This window comes from Pseudomonas sp. S3_B08 (assembly GCF_054667725.1).
Map to the genome: position 1 here is coordinate 4,105,185 of NZ_CP162750.1, position 14,723 is coordinate 4,119,907.

General features: G+C 54.6%; 26 protein-coding genes. All 26 read right to left on the reverse strand.

Going from position 1 to position 14,723, the window contains the following annotated elements:
* Positions 1–29 precede the first annotated feature (29 nt).
* The 26 genes from rpsM to fusA all read right to left on the reverse strand — a co-directional run bounded on the left by rpsM (position 30) and on the right by fusA (position 14,703).
* Positions 30–386, reverse strand: a complete 357-nt coding sequence (gene rpsM / locus AB4N73_RS18590; RefSeq protein WP_003186020.1) for a 30S ribosomal protein S13 — start codon at positions 384–386, stop codon at positions 30–32.
* Between the two features lie 130 nt (positions 387–516).
* Positions 517–633: a 50S ribosomal protein L36 gene (gene rpmJ / locus AB4N73_RS18595; protein ID WP_002555468.1), complete on the reverse strand. Its 117-nt coding sequence runs from the start codon at positions 631–633 to the stop codon at positions 517–519.
* A gap of 27 nt (positions 634–660) precedes the next feature.
* Complete coding sequence (secY, locus tag AB4N73_RS18600; RefSeq protein WP_016772945.1) at positions 661–1,989, reverse strand: preprotein translocase subunit SecY; 1,329 nt, start codon at positions 1,987–1,989, stop codon at positions 661–663.
* Positions 1,990–2,427: a 50S ribosomal protein L15 gene (gene rplO / locus AB4N73_RS18605; protein WP_003228720.1), complete on the reverse strand. Its 438-nt coding sequence runs from the start codon at positions 2,425–2,427 to the stop codon at positions 1,990–1,992. It abuts the gene before it with no gap.
* Positions 2,428–2,430: 3 nt separating this feature from the next.
* A complete protein-coding gene (gene rpmD, locus AB4N73_RS18610; protein ID WP_003176408.1) occupies positions 2,431–2,607 on the reverse strand; it encodes a 50S ribosomal protein L30 in 177 nt (58 codons plus the stop codon).
* Between the two features lie 2 nt (positions 2,608–2,609).
* Positions 2,610–3,110 carry a 30S ribosomal protein S5 gene (gene rpsE / locus AB4N73_RS18615; protein WP_007955637.1) on the reverse strand — a complete coding sequence of 167 codons (501 nt, stop codon included), beginning with the start codon at positions 3,108–3,110 and terminating at the stop codon, positions 2,610–2,612.
* A 3-nt stretch (positions 3,111–3,113) separates the two neighbouring features.
* Complete coding sequence (gene rplR / locus AB4N73_RS18620; protein WP_003186037.1) at positions 3,114–3,464, reverse strand: 50S ribosomal protein L18; 351 nt, start codon at positions 3,462–3,464, stop codon at positions 3,114–3,116.
* A 10-nt stretch (positions 3,465–3,474) separates the two neighbouring features.
* Positions 3,475–4,008, reverse strand: a complete 534-nt coding sequence (gene rplF / locus AB4N73_RS18625; protein ID WP_003228722.1) for a 50S ribosomal protein L6 — start codon at positions 4,006–4,008, stop codon at positions 3,475–3,477.
* A 12-nt stretch (positions 4,009–4,020) separates the two neighbouring features.
* On the reverse strand, positions 4,021–4,413 hold the full coding sequence (gene rpsH, locus AB4N73_RS18630) for a 30S ribosomal protein S8 (protein ID WP_016772944.1): 393 nt from the start codon (positions 4,411–4,413) through the stop codon (positions 4,021–4,023).
* 208 nt (positions 4,414–4,621) lie between these two features.
* Complete coding sequence (gene rpsN, locus AB4N73_RS18635; protein WP_003186042.1) at positions 4,622–4,927, reverse strand: 30S ribosomal protein S14; 306 nt, start codon at positions 4,925–4,927, stop codon at positions 4,622–4,624.
* A 13-nt stretch (positions 4,928–4,940) separates the two neighbouring features.
* Entirely contained in the window at positions 4,941–5,480 is a 540-nt protein-coding gene (gene rplE, locus AB4N73_RS18640) for a 50S ribosomal protein L5 (RefSeq protein WP_003210069.1), read from the reverse strand.
* A 20-nt stretch (positions 5,481–5,500) separates the two neighbouring features.
* Positions 5,501–5,815 (reverse strand): 50S ribosomal protein L24, encoded by a 315-nt coding sequence (gene rplX, locus AB4N73_RS18645; RefSeq protein WP_003186046.1) that lies wholly within the window; start codon positions 5,813–5,815, stop codon positions 5,501–5,503.
* 11 nt (positions 5,816–5,826) lie between these two features.
* A complete protein-coding gene (gene rplN, locus AB4N73_RS18650; RefSeq protein WP_002555479.1) occupies positions 5,827–6,195 on the reverse strand; it encodes a 50S ribosomal protein L14 in 369 nt (122 codons plus the stop codon).
* Positions 6,196–6,218: 23 nt separating this feature from the next.
* Positions 6,219–6,485, reverse strand: a complete 267-nt coding sequence (gene rpsQ, locus AB4N73_RS18655) for a 30S ribosomal protein S17 (protein ID WP_003194644.1) — start codon at positions 6,483–6,485, stop codon at positions 6,219–6,221.
* A gap of 2 nt (positions 6,486–6,487) precedes the next feature.
* Complete coding sequence (gene rpmC, locus AB4N73_RS18660; RefSeq protein WP_002555481.1) at positions 6,488–6,679, reverse strand: 50S ribosomal protein L29; 192 nt, start codon at positions 6,677–6,679, stop codon at positions 6,488–6,490.
* Entirely contained in the window at positions 6,679–7,092 is a 414-nt protein-coding gene (gene rplP, locus AB4N73_RS18665; RefSeq protein WP_003228729.1) for a 50S ribosomal protein L16, read from the reverse strand. Before rplP ends, rpmC begins: the two co-directional genes overlap by 1 nt.
* A 12-nt stretch (positions 7,093–7,104) precedes the next feature.
* Positions 7,105–7,791 (reverse strand): 30S ribosomal protein S3, encoded by a 687-nt coding sequence (gene rpsC / locus AB4N73_RS18670; protein WP_003176422.1) that lies wholly within the window; start codon positions 7,789–7,791, stop codon positions 7,105–7,107.
* Positions 7,792–7,804: 13 nt separating this feature from the next.
* Positions 7,805–8,137 carry a 50S ribosomal protein L22 gene (gene rplV / locus AB4N73_RS18675; RefSeq protein ID WP_003103908.1) on the reverse strand — a complete coding sequence of 111 codons (333 nt, stop codon included), beginning with the start codon at positions 8,135–8,137 and terminating at the stop codon, positions 7,805–7,807.
* A gap of 11 nt (positions 8,138–8,148) precedes the next feature.
* A complete protein-coding gene (gene rpsS, locus AB4N73_RS18680) occupies positions 8,149–8,424 on the reverse strand; it encodes a 30S ribosomal protein S19 (RefSeq protein ID WP_011336172.1) in 276 nt (91 codons plus the stop codon).
* A 16-nt stretch (positions 8,425–8,440) separates the two neighbouring features.
* The gene (gene rplB, locus AB4N73_RS18685) at positions 8,441–9,265 is read right to left on the reverse strand and encodes a 50S ribosomal protein L2 (RefSeq protein WP_016772943.1); all 825 of its coding nucleotides are present in this window, start codon (positions 9,263–9,265) and stop codon (positions 8,441–8,443) included.
* Between the two features lie 14 nt (positions 9,266–9,279).
* On the reverse strand, positions 9,280–9,579 hold the full coding sequence (gene rplW, locus AB4N73_RS18690) for a 50S ribosomal protein L23 (protein WP_002555488.1): 300 nt from the start codon (positions 9,577–9,579) through the stop codon (positions 9,280–9,282).
* A complete protein-coding gene (rplD, locus tag AB4N73_RS18695; RefSeq protein WP_003228735.1) occupies positions 9,576–10,178 on the reverse strand; it encodes a 50S ribosomal protein L4 in 603 nt (200 codons plus the stop codon). The genes rplW and rplD overlap by 4 nt, the downstream gene beginning before the upstream one ends.
* 12 nt (positions 10,179–10,190) lie before the next feature.
* Positions 10,191–10,826: a 50S ribosomal protein L3 gene (gene rplC / locus AB4N73_RS18700; RefSeq protein WP_003228738.1), complete on the reverse strand. Its 636-nt coding sequence runs from the start codon at positions 10,824–10,826 to the stop codon at positions 10,191–10,193.
* A gap of 80 nt (positions 10,827–10,906) precedes the next feature.
* Positions 10,907–11,218, reverse strand: a complete 312-nt coding sequence (gene rpsJ / locus AB4N73_RS18705) for a 30S ribosomal protein S10 (RefSeq protein WP_003186070.1) — start codon at positions 11,216–11,218, stop codon at positions 10,907–10,909.
* Positions 11,219–11,372: 154 nt separating this feature from the next.
* The gene (tuf, locus tag AB4N73_RS18710) at positions 11,373–12,566 is read right to left on the reverse strand and encodes an elongation factor Tu (protein ID WP_064361246.1); all 1,194 of its coding nucleotides are present in this window, start codon (positions 12,564–12,566) and stop codon (positions 11,373–11,375) included.
* A 31-nt stretch (positions 12,567–12,597) separates the two neighbouring features.
* On the reverse strand, positions 12,598–14,703 hold the full coding sequence (gene fusA / locus AB4N73_RS18715; RefSeq protein ID WP_016772942.1) for an elongation factor G: 2,106 nt from the start codon (positions 14,701–14,703) through the stop codon (positions 12,598–12,600).
* Positions 14,704–14,723: the final 20 nt, after the last annotated feature.

The following is a 14,723-nucleotide window of genomic DNA, read 5'->3' on the forward strand; positions in this document are numbered from 1 at the left end:
ATTAAATTCCTGTCGATTCGCTGGGGCGATTACTTGCGGATCGGCTTACGCGGACCTTTACGGGTACGCGCGTTGGTCTTGGTACGCTGACCGCGTACTGGCAGACCACGACGATGACGCAGACCGCGATAGCAACCGAGGTCCATCAAGCGCTTGATTTTCATGTTGATTTCGCGACGCAGGTCACCTTCAGTGGTGAACTTCGCCACTTCGCCACGCAGCTGTTCAATTTGCTCGTCGCTCAGATCTTTGATCTTTGCTGCTGGGTTTACCCCAGTCACTGCACAGATCTTCTGCGCAGTAGTGCGACCAACACCATAGATGTAGGTCAGCGAGATAACAGTATGCTTGTTATCTGGAATGTTAACGCCTGCAATACGGGCCATTCAGTGGGACTCCAATTGACAGCTACCTACGCCCCGGAAGCCAAGAAATAGGGCGCGAGATAATATCGCTGTAATAACAAATAATCAACCCGGTAGCGCACTAGCTACCGGGCTTGAAGCACAATCACACTCAGCCTTGGCGCTGTTTGTGACGCGGTTCCGCGCTGCAAATTACTCGAACAACACCTTCGCGGCGAATAATCTTGCAGTTACGGCACAGCTTTTTCACCGATGCACGAACTTTCATCACCAACTCCTCGAACCTTATGGGTACTCAGCGCAACATGCCGCTGCCGTAACCCTTCAGGTTGGCTTTCTTCATCAGGGATTCGTACTGGTGCGAAACGAGGTGCGATTGTACTTGGGACATGAAGTCCATCACAACCACGACCACGATCAGCAACGAGGTCCCGCCAAGGTAGAACGGAACGTTTGCTGCAACCACCAGGAATTGGGGCAACAGGCACACGGCCGTCATGTAAAGAGCACCGAACAGGGTCAAGCGGGTCAGAACGCCATCAATATAGCGCGCAGACTGCTCACCTGGACGAATGCCCGGAATAAAGGCACCGGACTTCTTCAGGTTTTCCGCTACGTCTTTCGGATTGAACATCAACGCCGTATAGAAGAAGCAGAAGAAAATAATCCCTGCACTAAACAGCAGAATATTCAACGGCTGACCAGGAGCGATCGACTGCGAGATGTCCTGCAACCAGCCCATACCTTCAGACTGACCGAACCAGGCACCCAACGAAGCCGGGAACAGCAAAATGCTGCTCGCGAAAATAGCCGGAATAACACCGGCCATGTTCACCTTCAGCGGCAAGTGGCTTGTCTGCGCAGCAAAAACCTTGCGGCCCTGCTGACGCTTGGCGTAATGAACAGCGATACGACGCTGACCACGCTCAATGAACACCACGAAACCGATAATCGCTACTGCCAGCAAACCGATGGCAACCAGGGCGAAGATGTTGATATCACCCTGACGCGCAGACTCGAAAGACTGCCCGATTGCTCTCGGAAGACCGGCGACGATACCCGAAAAAATCAACATCGAGATACCGTTGCCAACACCACGCTCAGTAATCTGCTCACCCAGCCACATCATGAACATCGCACCAGCCACAAATGTGGTTACCGCGACGAAATGGAAGCCAAAGTCACCAGTGAACGCGACGCCCTGCCCCGCCAGACCAATGGACATGCCAATAGCCTGGACCAGAGCGAGAGCGACGGTGAGGTAGCGGGTGTACTGGCTAATCTTGCGACGGCCAGCTTCACCTTCCTTCTTCAACTGCTCCAGCTGCGGGCTGACGGCGGTCATCAATTGCATGATGATCGATGCCGAAATGTACGGCATGATCCCCAGTGCAAAGATGCTCATCCGTTCCAGCGCGCCGCCGGAGAACATGTTGAACAAGCTAAGAATGGTCCCCTCATTCTGTCGAAACAGGTCTGCGAGTCGGTCCGGGTTGATACCTGGAACCGGGATGTGTGCGCCTATTCGGTAGACGATAATCGCCAGGAACAGAAAACGCAGACGAGCCCAGAGTTCAGACATACCGCCTTTGCCGAGCGCAGAGAGAGCACCTTGCTTAGCCATTTATTCCTCGAACTTGCCGCCAGCTGCTTCGATAGCCGCACGCGCACCTTTGGTGGCGCCGATTCCCTTGCCGATAGTGACAGCGCGAGTCACTTCACCGGACAGCATGATTTTCACACGCTGTACGTTGACGTTGATCACGTTGGCATCTTTCAGGGACTGCACAGTAACGATGTCGCCTTCCACTTTAGCCAGCTCGGACAAACGCACTTCTGCGCGATCCATGGCTTTCAGGGAAACGAAACCGAACTTAGGCAGACGACGATGCAGCGGCTGTTGACCGCCTTCAAAGCCTGGAGCGATGGTGCCACCGGAGCGGGAGGTCTGACCTTTGTGACCACGGCCACCAGTCTTGCCCAAACCACTACCGATACCACGGCCCGGACGATGCTTTTCGCGACGGGAACCCGGCGCTGGACTCAGATCATTGAGTTTCATCGATTAACCCTCGACACGCAGCATGTAGTAAGCCTTGTTGATCATCCCGCGATTCTCGGGAGTATCCTGGACTTCTACAGTGTGACCGATGCGACGCAGACCCAGACCCTTAACGCACAGTTTGTGGTTAGGGATGCGGCCGGTCATGCTTTTGATCAGCGTAACTTTAACGGTAGCCATGATTACTTGATCTCCTCAACACGCAGGCCACGCTTGGCAGCGATGGACTCAGGAGACTGCATAGCCTTCAGACCCTTGAAAGTGGCGTGAACCACGTTTACCGGGTTAGTCGAGCCGTAGCACTTGGCCAGAACGTTCTGAACGCCAGCAACTTCGAGGACAGCACGCATAGCGCCGCCAGCGATGATACCGGTACCTTCAGAAGCAGGCTGCATGTACACCTTCGAAGCGCCGTGAGCGGACTTCATCGCGTACTGCAGAGTGGTGCCGTTCAGGTCAACTTGAATCATGTTACGGCGAGCAGCTTCCATTGCCTTCTGGATCGCAGCAGGCACTTCACGCGACTTGCCACGGCCGAAGCCAACACGCCCTTTACCATCACCAACCACGGTCAACGCGGTGAAAGTGAAGATACGGCCGCCTTTAACGGTTTTGGCTACGCGGTTAACTTGAACCAGCTTCTCGATGTAGCCTTCGTCGCGCTTTTGGTCGTTATTTGACATAACTTAGAACTCCAGCCCAGCTTCACGAGCAGCATCAGCCAGCGCTTTAACGCGGCCATGGTACTTGAAGCCAGAGCGGTCGAAAGCCACTTGCGATACGCCAGCGGCCTTAGCACGCGTAGCGACCAGCTGGCCAACCTTTGTGGCCGCGTCGATGTTGCCAGTGGCACCATCACGCAGTTCTTTATCCAAAGTCGAGGCACTTGCCAGGACTTTGTTGCCGTCGGCCGAGATGACCTGGGCGTAGATGTGCTGCGACGAGCGGAACACGCAGAGACGCACGACTTCGAGTTCGTGCATTTTCAGGCGTGCTTTGCGAGCGCGACGCAGTCGAGTAACTTTTTTGTCGGTCATTTGCTATGCCCTACTTCTTCTTGGCTTCTTTACGACGGACGACTTCGTCCGCGTAGCGCACACCTTTGCCTTTGTACGGCTCTGGTGGACGGAAGTCGCGGATCTCGGCGGCCACTTGACCTACCAGCTGCTTGTCGATGCCCTTGATCAGGATATCGGTCTGGCTAGGAGTCTCAGCGGTGATGCCTTCCGGCAGTTCGTAATCCACTGGGTGCGAGAAGCCAAGAGCCAGGTTCAGAACCTGACCTTTTGCTTGCGCTTTGTAACCAACACCGACCAGCTGGAGCTTGCGCTCGAAGCCTTGGCTTACGCCCTGGACCATGTTGTTTACCAACGCACGCGTGGTACCGGCCATTGCGCGAGTTTGTTGATCGCCATTGCGAGCAGCGAAACGCAGCTCACCAGCTTCTTCAACGATCTCAACGGACGAATGGATGTTCAGTTCAAGAGTGCCCTTGGCACCCTTCACCGAAAGCTGTTGGCCTGCGAATTTGACTTCGACACCGGCTGGCAGCTTAACGGGGTTCTTAGCGACGCGAGACATGCTTATCCCCCCTTAGAACACAGTGCAAAGAACTTCGCCGCCGACACCGGCAGCGCGCGCAGCACGATCAGTCATCACACCTTTGTTGGTGGAGACGATAGACACGCCAAGACCGCCACGAACTTTCGGCAGATCTTCAACGGACTTGTACTGACGCAGGCCTGGACGACTAACGCGCTTCACTTCTTCGATAACCGGACGGCCTTCGAAGTACTTCAGCGAGATGGACAGCGACGGCTTGGCGTCGGTGGTGATCTGAAAATCCGCGATGTAACCTTCGTCCTTCAGGACTTTTGCTACAGCAGCCTTCAACGTGGAAGACGGCATGCTTACGACAGACTTTTCAGCCATCTGGGCATTACGGATTCGAGTTAGCATGTCCGCTAACGGGTCCTGCATACTCATGGGCTAGACGCTCCTAATACAAAAAAATTAGCCTTGCGGCTACTACTTGTCGCCGAGAACTTCCGGGCAGAAAAACACGGGCTCAGGCGAGCCGGTCATTCTAGACACACCCCAGAAATGAATCAAGCCCCAAAAGGGGCTTGATTCAGATTCAAGGCCACCGATGGTCAGGTTCTTGCGAACCCGAACATCGAGACTTTGACAACAATTACCAGCTGGCTTTAACCAGACCTGGCACGTCACCACGCATTGCAGCTTGACGCAGCATGTTACGGCCGAGGCCGAACTTGCGGTACACGCCGTGCGGACGACCAGTCAGGCGGCAACGGTTACGCATGCGCGAAGCGCTTGCGTCACGTGGTTGCTTCTGCAGAGCTACGGTAGCTTCCCAACGCGCTTCTGGACTTGCGTTCAGATCGACGATGATAGCTTTCAGCGCTGCACGCTTGGTGGCGTACTTGGCAACGGTGAGCTGACGCTTCAGCTCACGGTTCTTCATGCTCTTCTTGGCCATTTTCCTACTCCAATCAGTTGCGGAACGGGAATTTGAAAGCACGCAGCAGAGCGCGGCCTTCATCATCGTTCTTGGCAGTGGTGGTCAGGGTAATGTCCAGACCGCGGAGAGCATCGATCTTGTCGTAGTCGATTTCCGGGAAGATGATCTGCTCTTTCACGCCCATGCTGTAGTTGCCACGACCATCGAAGGACTTGGCATTCAGGCCGCGGAAGTCGCGAACCCGAGGCAGGGAGATCGACAGCAGACGATCCAGGAACTCGTACATACGCTCACGGCGCAGGGTCACTTTGACGCCGATCGGCCATCCTTCGCGGACTTTAAAGCCAGCGATGGATTTACGAGCGTAGGTCACAACGACTTTCTGGCCGGTGATCTTTTCCAGGTCAGCAACAGCGTGCTCGATGACTTTTTTGTCGCCGATCGCTTCGCCCAGACCCATGTTCAGGGTGATTTTGGTAACGCGCGGAACTTCCATCACGTTCGAAAGCTTAAGTTCTTCCTTAAGTTTCGGAGCGATTTCCTTCCGGTAAATCTCTTTTAGTCGTGCCATGGTCTTCTACCTAGCAGTGTTCAAGCATCAACCGCTTTTTGGGTCGACTTGAAGACACGAATTTTCTTACCGTCTTCTACTTTGAAACCAACGCGGTCAGCCTTGTTGGTTTCGCCGTTGAAGATGGCGACGTTGGAAGCGTGCAGTGGCGCTTCTTTCTCGACGATACCGCCCTGTACGCCCGACATCGGGTTAGGCTTGGTATGACGCTTGACCAGGTTCAGACCACCAACAACCAGACGGTTGTCAGCAAGAACCTTCAGCACCTTACCGCGCTTACCTTTGTCTTTGCCGGCGATCACGATGATCTCGTCGTCACGACGAATCTTTTGCATGTCGGATCTCCTTACAGCACTTCTGGGGCGAGCGAGACGATCTTCATGAACTTCTCAGTACGAAGTTCACGGGTCACTGGCCCAAAGATACGGGTGCCGATCGGCTCTTGCTTGTTGTTCAGAAGAACAGCAGCGTTGCCATCAAAGCGGATAATGGAGCCATCAGCACGACGTACGCCGTGACGAGTGCGGACTACAACAGCAGTCATCACTTGGCCTTTTTTCACTTTACCGCGAGGAATTGCTTCCTTCACGGTAACTTTGATGATGTCACCGATACCAGCGTAACGACGATGGGAGCCACCCAGCACCTTGATGCACATAACACGGCGAGCGCCGCTGTTATCGGCCACATCGAGCATGGATTGAGTCTGAATCATATAATTTCTCCGACCCCTAGCCCTTAGACTTCCACAGCGCGTTCGAGAACATCAACCAGCGCCCAAGACTTGGTCTTGGCCATCGGACGAGTTTCACGAATAGTGACTTTGTCGCCGATGTGGCACTGATTGGTTTCGTCGTGCGCGTGCAGCTTAGTCGAACGCTTAACGTATTTACCGTAGATCGGGTGCTTTACGCGACGCTCGATCAGAACGGTGATGGTTTTGTCCATCTTGTCGCTGACAACACGGCCAGTCAGCGTACGGACAGTTTTTTCGGCTTCAGCCATGATCACTTACCTGCCTGCTGGTTGAGCACAGTCTTCACGCGAGCGATGTCACGCTTAACTTGCGAGAGCAGATGAGACTGCCCCAACTGGCCAGTTGCTTTCTGCATGCGCAGATTGAACTGGTCGCGCAGCAAGCCGAGCAGTTGCTCGTTCAGCTGCTGTGCGGATTTTTCACGAAGTTCATTCGCTTTCATCACATCACCGTCCGTTTAACAAAGGAGGTGGCGAGCGGCAGCTTTGCAGCAGCCAGGGCGAAAGCCTCACGCGCCAGCTCTTCAGAAACACCCTCGATTTCATACAGGACTTTGCCTGGCTGAATCTGGGCAACCCAGTACTCCACGTTACCCTTACCTTTACCCATACGAACCTCGAGAGGCTTCTTGGAAATCGGCTTGTCCGGGAATACACGGATCCAGATCTTGCCGCCACGTTTTACGTGACGGGTCAGAGCACGACGCGCTGACTCGATCTGACGAGCGGTGAGACGACCACGAGCAACAGACTTCAGCGCGAACTCGCCGAAGCTGACTTTGCTACCGCGCAGTGCCAGACCACGGTTGTGGCCGGTCATCTGCTTGCGGAACTTCGTACGCTTTGGTTGCAACATTTGGCGTACCCCTTACTTAGCAGCTTTTTTACGAGGCGCTGGTGCTTGTGGTTTCAGTTCTTCTTGGCGACCACCAATAACTTCGCCTTTGAAGATCCAAACCTTTACACCGATCACACCGTAAGTGGTGTGAGCTTCGTAGTTGGCATAGTCGATGTCGGCACGCAGGGTGTGCAGTGGCACACGACCTTCGCGATACCATTCAGTACGTGCGATTTCAGCACCGCCGAGACGACCGCTCACTTGGATTTTGATGCCTTTGGCACCAATGCGCATGGCGTTCTGTACAGCGCGCTTCATAGCGCGACGGAACATTACACGACGCTCCAGCTGCTGAGCTACGCTCTGCGCAACCAGCATACCGTCGAGCTCCGGCTTGCGGATCTCTTCGATATTGATGTGCACAGGCACACCCATTTGCTTGGTCAGGTCCTGACGCAGTTTCTCAACATCTTCACCTTTCTTCCCGATAACGATACCTGGACGAGCGGTGTGGATGGTGATGCGTGCAGTTTGGGCCGGACGATGGATATCGATACGGCTTACGGACGCGCTTTTTAGTTTGTCTTGGAGATACTCACGCACTTTCAGATCTGCGAACAAGTAGTCCGCATAAGTCCGACCGTCTGCGTACCAGACGGAGGTGTGCTCCTTGACGATTCCCAGGCGAATGCCAATGGGATGTACTTTCTGACCCATCTCTTCGACTCCGTTACTTGTCAGCAACCTTGACAGTGATATGGCAAGACCGCTTGACGATGCGATCAGCACGGCCTTTGGCACGTGGCATGATGCGCTTCAGCGAACGCCCTTCGTTGACGAAAACGGTGCTGACCTTCAGGTCATCAACGTCTGCGCCTTCGTTATGCTCGGCGTTGGCTACGGCCGACTCCAGCACTTTCTTCATGATCTCGGCGGCTTTCTTACTGCTGAAAGCCAACAGGTTGAGCGCTTCGCCCACCTTCTTCCCGCGGATCTGGTCGGCGACCAAGCGGGCTTTCTGGGCGGAGATTCGAGCGCCCGACAACTTAGCGGCTACTTCCATTTCCTTACCCCTTAACGCTTGGCTTTCTTGTCAGCCACGTGCCCGCGATAGTTGCGGGTACCGGCGAACTCGCCCAGTTTGTGGCCGACCATGTCTTCGTTAACGAGAACTGGGACGTGCTGACGACCGTTGTGTACTGCGATGGTCAGACCGACCATTTGTGGCAGGATCATCGAACGACGCGACCAGGTTTTAATTGGTTTGCGATCGTTCTTTTCCGCCGCCACTTCGATCTTCTTCAGTAGGTGAAGATCAATAAAAGGACCTTTTTTCAGAGAACGTGGCACTGTCGTATCCCTCTATTTACTTGCGACGACGGACGATCATTTTGTCGGTACGCTTATTACCACGAGTCTTCGCGCCCTTAGTCGGGAAGCCCCATGGCGATACCGGATGACGACCACCAGAGGTACGACCTTCACCACCACCATGTGGGTGGTCAACCGGGTTCATGGCAACACCACGAACGGTTGGGCGAACGCCACGCCAGCGTTTGGCACCAGCTTTACCCAGCGAACGCAGGCTGTGCTCGGAGTTCGAGACTTCACCCAGGGTCGCACGGCATTCAGCCAGGACTTTACGCATTTCACCGGAACGCAGACGCAGGGTCACGTAGACACCTTCACGAGCGATCAACTGAGCCGAAGCACCAGCGGAACGAGCGATCTGTGCACCTTTACCTGGCTTCAATTCGATGCCGTGTACGGTAGAACCGACTGGAATGTTGCGCAGTTGCAGAGCGTTGCCTGGCTTGATTGGAGCCAGAGCGCCTGCGATCAGCTGGTCGCCAGCACTCACGCCTTTAGGGGCGATGATGTAGCGACGCTCGCCGTCTGCGTAGCACAGCAGTGCGATGTGAGCAGTACGGTTTGGATCGTATTCGATACGCTCGACAGTGGCGACGATGCCATCTTTGTCGTTGCGACGGAAATCGACCATACGGTAATGCTGCTTATGACCACCACCGATGTGACGAGTGGTAATACGGCCATTGTTGTTACGACCACCAGACTTCGATTTTTTCTCGAGCAGCGGTGCGTGAGGAGCGCCTTTATGCAGCTCCTGGTTGACCACCTTGACCACAAAACGGCGGCCAGGGGAAGTCGGTTTGCATTTAACGATTGCCATGATGCACCCCTTCCTTACTCAGCACTGCTGCTGAAATCGAGATCTTGGCCTGGCTGAAGGGAGATAACTGCCTTCTTCCAGTCATTACGCTTGCCCAGACCGCGAGCAGTGCGCTTGCTCTTACCCAGAACGTTCAGGGTAGTGACGCGCTCTACTTTCACGCTGAACAGGCTTTCGACGGCCTTCTTGATTTCCAGCTTGGTTGCATCAGTAGCAACCTTGAAAACGAACTGGCCTTTCTTGTCTGCCAGAACCGTAGCCTTCTCGGAAACGTGCGGGCCAAGCAGAACTTTAAATACGCGTTCCTGGTTCATCCCAGCAGCTCCTCGAATTTCTTCACGGCCGACACGGTGATCAACACCTTGTCGTATGCGATCAGACTAACTGGATCGGAACCTTGCACGTCACGTACATCTACGTGCGGCAGGTTGCGAGCAGCCAGGTACAGGTTCTGATCAACAGCGTCCGACACGATCAGAACGTCGGTCAGGCTCATGTTGTTCAGTTTGCCCAGCAGATCTTTGGTTTTCGGAGTTTCAACAGCGAAATCCTGAACCACGACCAGACGATCAGTACGCACCAGCTCAGCAAGGATGGAACGCATTGCTGCGCGATACATCTTCTTGTTCAGCTTCTGGGAGTGATCCTGTGGACGAGCTGCGAAAGTGGTACCGCCGCCACGCCAGATTGGGCTACGGATAGTACCGGCACGAGCACGGCCAGTACCTTTCTGACGCCATGGGCGCTTGCCGCCACCACGAACGTCGGAACGGGTCTTCTGCTGCTTGCTACCTTGACGGCCGCCGGCCATGTAGGCCACGACTGCTTGGTGAACCAGCGTCTCGTTGAATTCGCCGCCAAATGTCAGTTCGGAAACTTCGATCGCTTGAGCGTCATTTACATTTAATTGCATGTCAGCTTCCCCTTAACCGCGAGCCTTGGCTGCTGGACGTACAACCAGGTTGCCGCCAGTAGCGCCAGGAACAGCACCCTTGACCAACAACAGATTGCGTTCAGCGTCCACGCGCACTACTTCCAGGGACTGCACGGTCACGCGCTCAGCGCCCATATGACCGGACATTTTTTTGCCCTTGAATACACGACCAGGAGTCTGGCACTGGCCGATAGAGCCTGGGACGCGGTGGGATACGGAGTTACCGTGGGTGTTATCTTGCCCGCGGAAATTCCAACGCTTGATCGTACCCTGGAAGCCTTTACCCTTGGACTGACCGGTTACATCAACCAGTTGACCAGCGGCGAAGATTTCAGCGTTGATCAGATCGCCAGCCTGGTACTCGCCTTCTTCAAGGCGGAATTCCATGGTGGTGCGACCAGCGGCAACGTTCGCTTTAGCGAAGTGGCCAGCCTGAGCTGCTGTTACACGCGAAGCGCGACGCTCGCCGACAGTGACTTGCACTGCACGATAGCCATCGGTCTCTTCAGTTTTGAACTGGGTGACGCGATTCGGCTCGATCTCAATGACCGTGACCGGAATGGAGACACCTTCTTCGGTGAAAATACGGGTCATACCGCATTTACGACCGACTACACCAATAGTCATGTTGTAAACCTCATGAGTGTACGGGGCTTTCACCCGCTATGGCCGCCCATTTCAGAGCGTTACACGACCAAGACCGAGTCTTAGCCGAGGCTGATCTGCACTTCCACACCGGCCGCAAGATCAAGCTTCATCAGCGCGTCAACGGTTTTATCCGTTGGCTGGACGATGTCCAGAACACGCTTATGAGTGCGGATCTCGTACTGGTCACGCGCGTCTTTGTTGACGTGCGGGGAAACCAGAACGGTGAACCGCTCTTTACGGGTAGGCAGTGGAATTGGACCACGCACTTGAGCACCAGTACGTTTCGCGGTTTCCACGATTTCCTGGGTTGATTGGTCGATCAGGCGATGGTCAAAAGCCTTCAACCTGATACGGATTTGCTGATTTTGCATTGGATTTCAGACTCCGGCTGCTATTCCCACCGGGCGCAATACGCCCGTTAAAAGGAGGCGCAATTCTATAGACGCCCCCGATAGGTGTCAACCCAATAAAAAAGCCCCCGCTGAGCGGGGGCTTTTTCAATTCATCAAGCTGACTTTAAAAGTCTTACTCGATGATTTTGGCTACGACGCCAGCGCCGACGGTACGACCGCCTTCACGGATAGCGAAACGCAGACCATCTTCCATCGCGATGGTTTTGATCAGGGTAACAGTCATCTGAATGTTGTCACCTGGCATTACCATTTCAACGCCTTCTGGCAGCTCGCAGTTACCAGTCACGTCAGTAGTACGGAAGTAGAACTGTGGACGGTAGCCTTTGAAGAACGGAGTGTGACGACCGCCTTCTTCCTTGCTCAGAACGTAAACTTCTGCGGTGAACTTGGTGTGCGGCTTGACCGAACCTGGCTTGACCAGAACCTGCCCACGCTCAACGTCGTCACGCTTGGTACCACGCAGCAGAACGCCGCAGTTCTCGCCAGCACGACCTTCGTCGAGCAGCTTGCGGAACATTTCAACACCGGTGCAAGTAGTAACGGTGGTGTCACGCAGACCAACGATTTCCAGCGGATCCTGAACGCGAACGATACCGCGCTCGATACGACCAGTCACAACAGTACCGCGACCCGAGATCGAGAATACGTCTTCGATTGGCATCAGGAATGGCTTGTCGATCATACGAACTGGTTCTGGGATGTAGGCATCCAGAGTTTCAACCAGCTTCTTGACGGCAGTGGTGCCCATCTCGTTGTCGTCTTTGCCTTCCAGCGCCATACGAGCCGAACCGATGATGATCGGAGTGTCGTCGCCCGGGAAGTCGTAAGTCGACAGCAGGTCACGAACTTCCATCTCAACCAGTTCCAGCAGCTCAGCGTCGTCTACCAGGTCAGCCTTGTTCAGGAAGACCACGATGTACGGAACGCCAACCTGACGGGACAGCAGGATGTGCTCACGGGTTTGCGGCATCGGACCATCAGCGGCCGAGCAAACCAGGATAGCGCCGTCCATCTGAGCAGCACCGGTGATCATGTTCTTCACGTAGTCAGCGTGACCTGGGCAGTCAACGTGAGCGTAGTGACGGATCTTCGAGTTGTACTCAACGTGCGCGGTGTTGATGGTGATACCGCGAGCTTTTTCTTCTGGTGCGCTGTCGATCTTGTCGAAGTCAACGATTGCAGAACCGAAAACTTCGGAGCAAACGCGAGTCAGAGCAGCAGTCAGAGTGGTTTTACCGTGGTCAACGTGACCGATGGTGCCAACGTTGACGTGCGGTAGGGAACGATCAAATTTTTCTTTAGCCACGACAATTAACTCCTAGCCTAAAGGGGCTGAATCAGCCTTGTTTTTTGGTTACGGATTCGACGATGTGCGACGGAGCCGTATCATATTTTTTGAATTCCATAGAGTAGCTTGCGCGACCCTGGGACATGGAACGAACGTCGGTCGCATAACCGAACATCTCACCCAACGGAACCTCGGCACGGATAACCTTGCCGGACACTGTGTCTTCCATACCCTGGATCATGCCGCGACGACGGTTAAGGTCGCCCATCACATCACCCATATAGTCTTCAGGCGTAACAACCTCTACCGCCATGATCGGCTCGAGCAACTCACCACCACCCTTCTGGGCCAGTTGCTTGGTCGCCATGGAAGCAGCCACTTTAAACGCCATCTCGTTGGAGTCGACGTCGTGGTAAGAACCATCGAACACGGTAGCCTTCAGGCCGATCAGCGGATAGCCGGCAACAACGCCGTTCTTCATCTGCTCTTCGATACCCTTCTGGATAGCCGGGATGTATTCCTTAGGAACCACACCACCTACAACTTCGTTCACGAATTGCAGACCTTCCTGACCTTCGTCAGCAGGAGCAAAACGGATCCAGCAGTGACCGAACTGGCCGCGACCACCGGACTGACGAACGAACTTGCCTTCGATTTCACAGTTCTTCGTGATGCGCTCACGATACGAAACCTGAGGCTTGCCGATGTTGGCTTCGACGTTGAACTCACGGCGCATCCGGTCAACCAGGATGTCCAGGTGCAGCTCGCCCATGCCGGAGATGATCGTCTGACCAGTCTCTTCATCAGTTTTAACGCGGAAAGACGGGTCTTCCTGAGCAAGTTTGCCCAGAGCGATACCCATTTTTTCCTGGTCATCCTTGGTCTTAGGCTCTACAGCAACCGAAATAACCGGCTCCGGGAAGTCCATGCGAACCAGGATGATTGGCTTGTCAGCGTTGCAGAGGGTTTCACCAGTGGTGACGTCCTTCATGCCGATCAGGGCCGCGATGTCACCAGCGCGTACTTCCTTGATCTCTTCACGGGCGTTTGCGTGCATTTGCACCATACGACCCACGCGCTCTTTCTTGCCTTTGACCGAGTTGATCACGCCGTCGCCGGAGTTCAACACGCCCGAGTAAACGCGGACGAAGGTCAGAGTACCCACGAATGGGTCGGTAGCGATCTTGAACGCCAGAGCCGCGAAAGGCTCGTTGTCGTCTGCATGACGCTCCATCTCTTCTTCCTCGTTATCAGGGTTGGAACCCTTGATAGCAGGAATGTCGGTCGGAGCAGGCAGGTAGTCGATAACGGCGTCGAGAACCAGGGGAACGCCCTTGTTCTTGAACGAAGAACCGCAAACGGCCAGAACGATTTCGCCGGCGATAGTACGCTGACGCAAAGCCGCCTTGATCTCTTCGATCGACAGCTCTTCGCCTTCCAGGTACTTGTTCATCAGCTCTTCGTTGGCTTCGGCGGCAGCTTCAACCATGTTGTTGCGCCACTCTTCCGCCAGCTCTTGCAGCTCGGCAGGAATGTCCTTGCGAACAGGAACCATACCTTTGTCAGAGTCGTTCCAGTAGACAGCTTGCATGTTGATCAGATCGATCTGACCCTGGAAGTTGTCTTCGGAACCGATGGCCAACTGGATCGGCACCGGAGTGTGACCCAGACGCTGCTTGATCTGACCGATCACGCGCAGGAAGTTGGCGCCGGCACGGTCCATCTTGTTTACGTAAACAAGACGTGGAACGCCGTATTTGTTGGCTTGACGCCATACGGTTTCCGACTGCGGCTCAACACCCGAAGTACCGCAGAACACAACGACAGCGCCGTCGAGTACGCGCAGGGAACGCTCAACTTCAATGGTGAAGTCAACGTGGCCCGGGGTATCGATTACGTTGAAACGGTGCTCGTGAGAGTACTGCTTCTCGGAACCTTTCCAGAAGGCGGTAATGGCAGCAGAAGTAATGGTAATACCACGCTCCTGCTCCTGAACCATCCAGTCTGTGGTCGCGGCGCCATCATGCACCTCGCCCATTTTGTGACTTTTGCCGGTGTAAAACAGTACGCGCTCGGTGGTGGTGGTTTTACCAGCATCCACGTGAGCGACGATACCGATGTTACGGTAGCGGCTAATCGGAGTAGTACGAGCCATAAAGCCCTCGCAAAATTAGT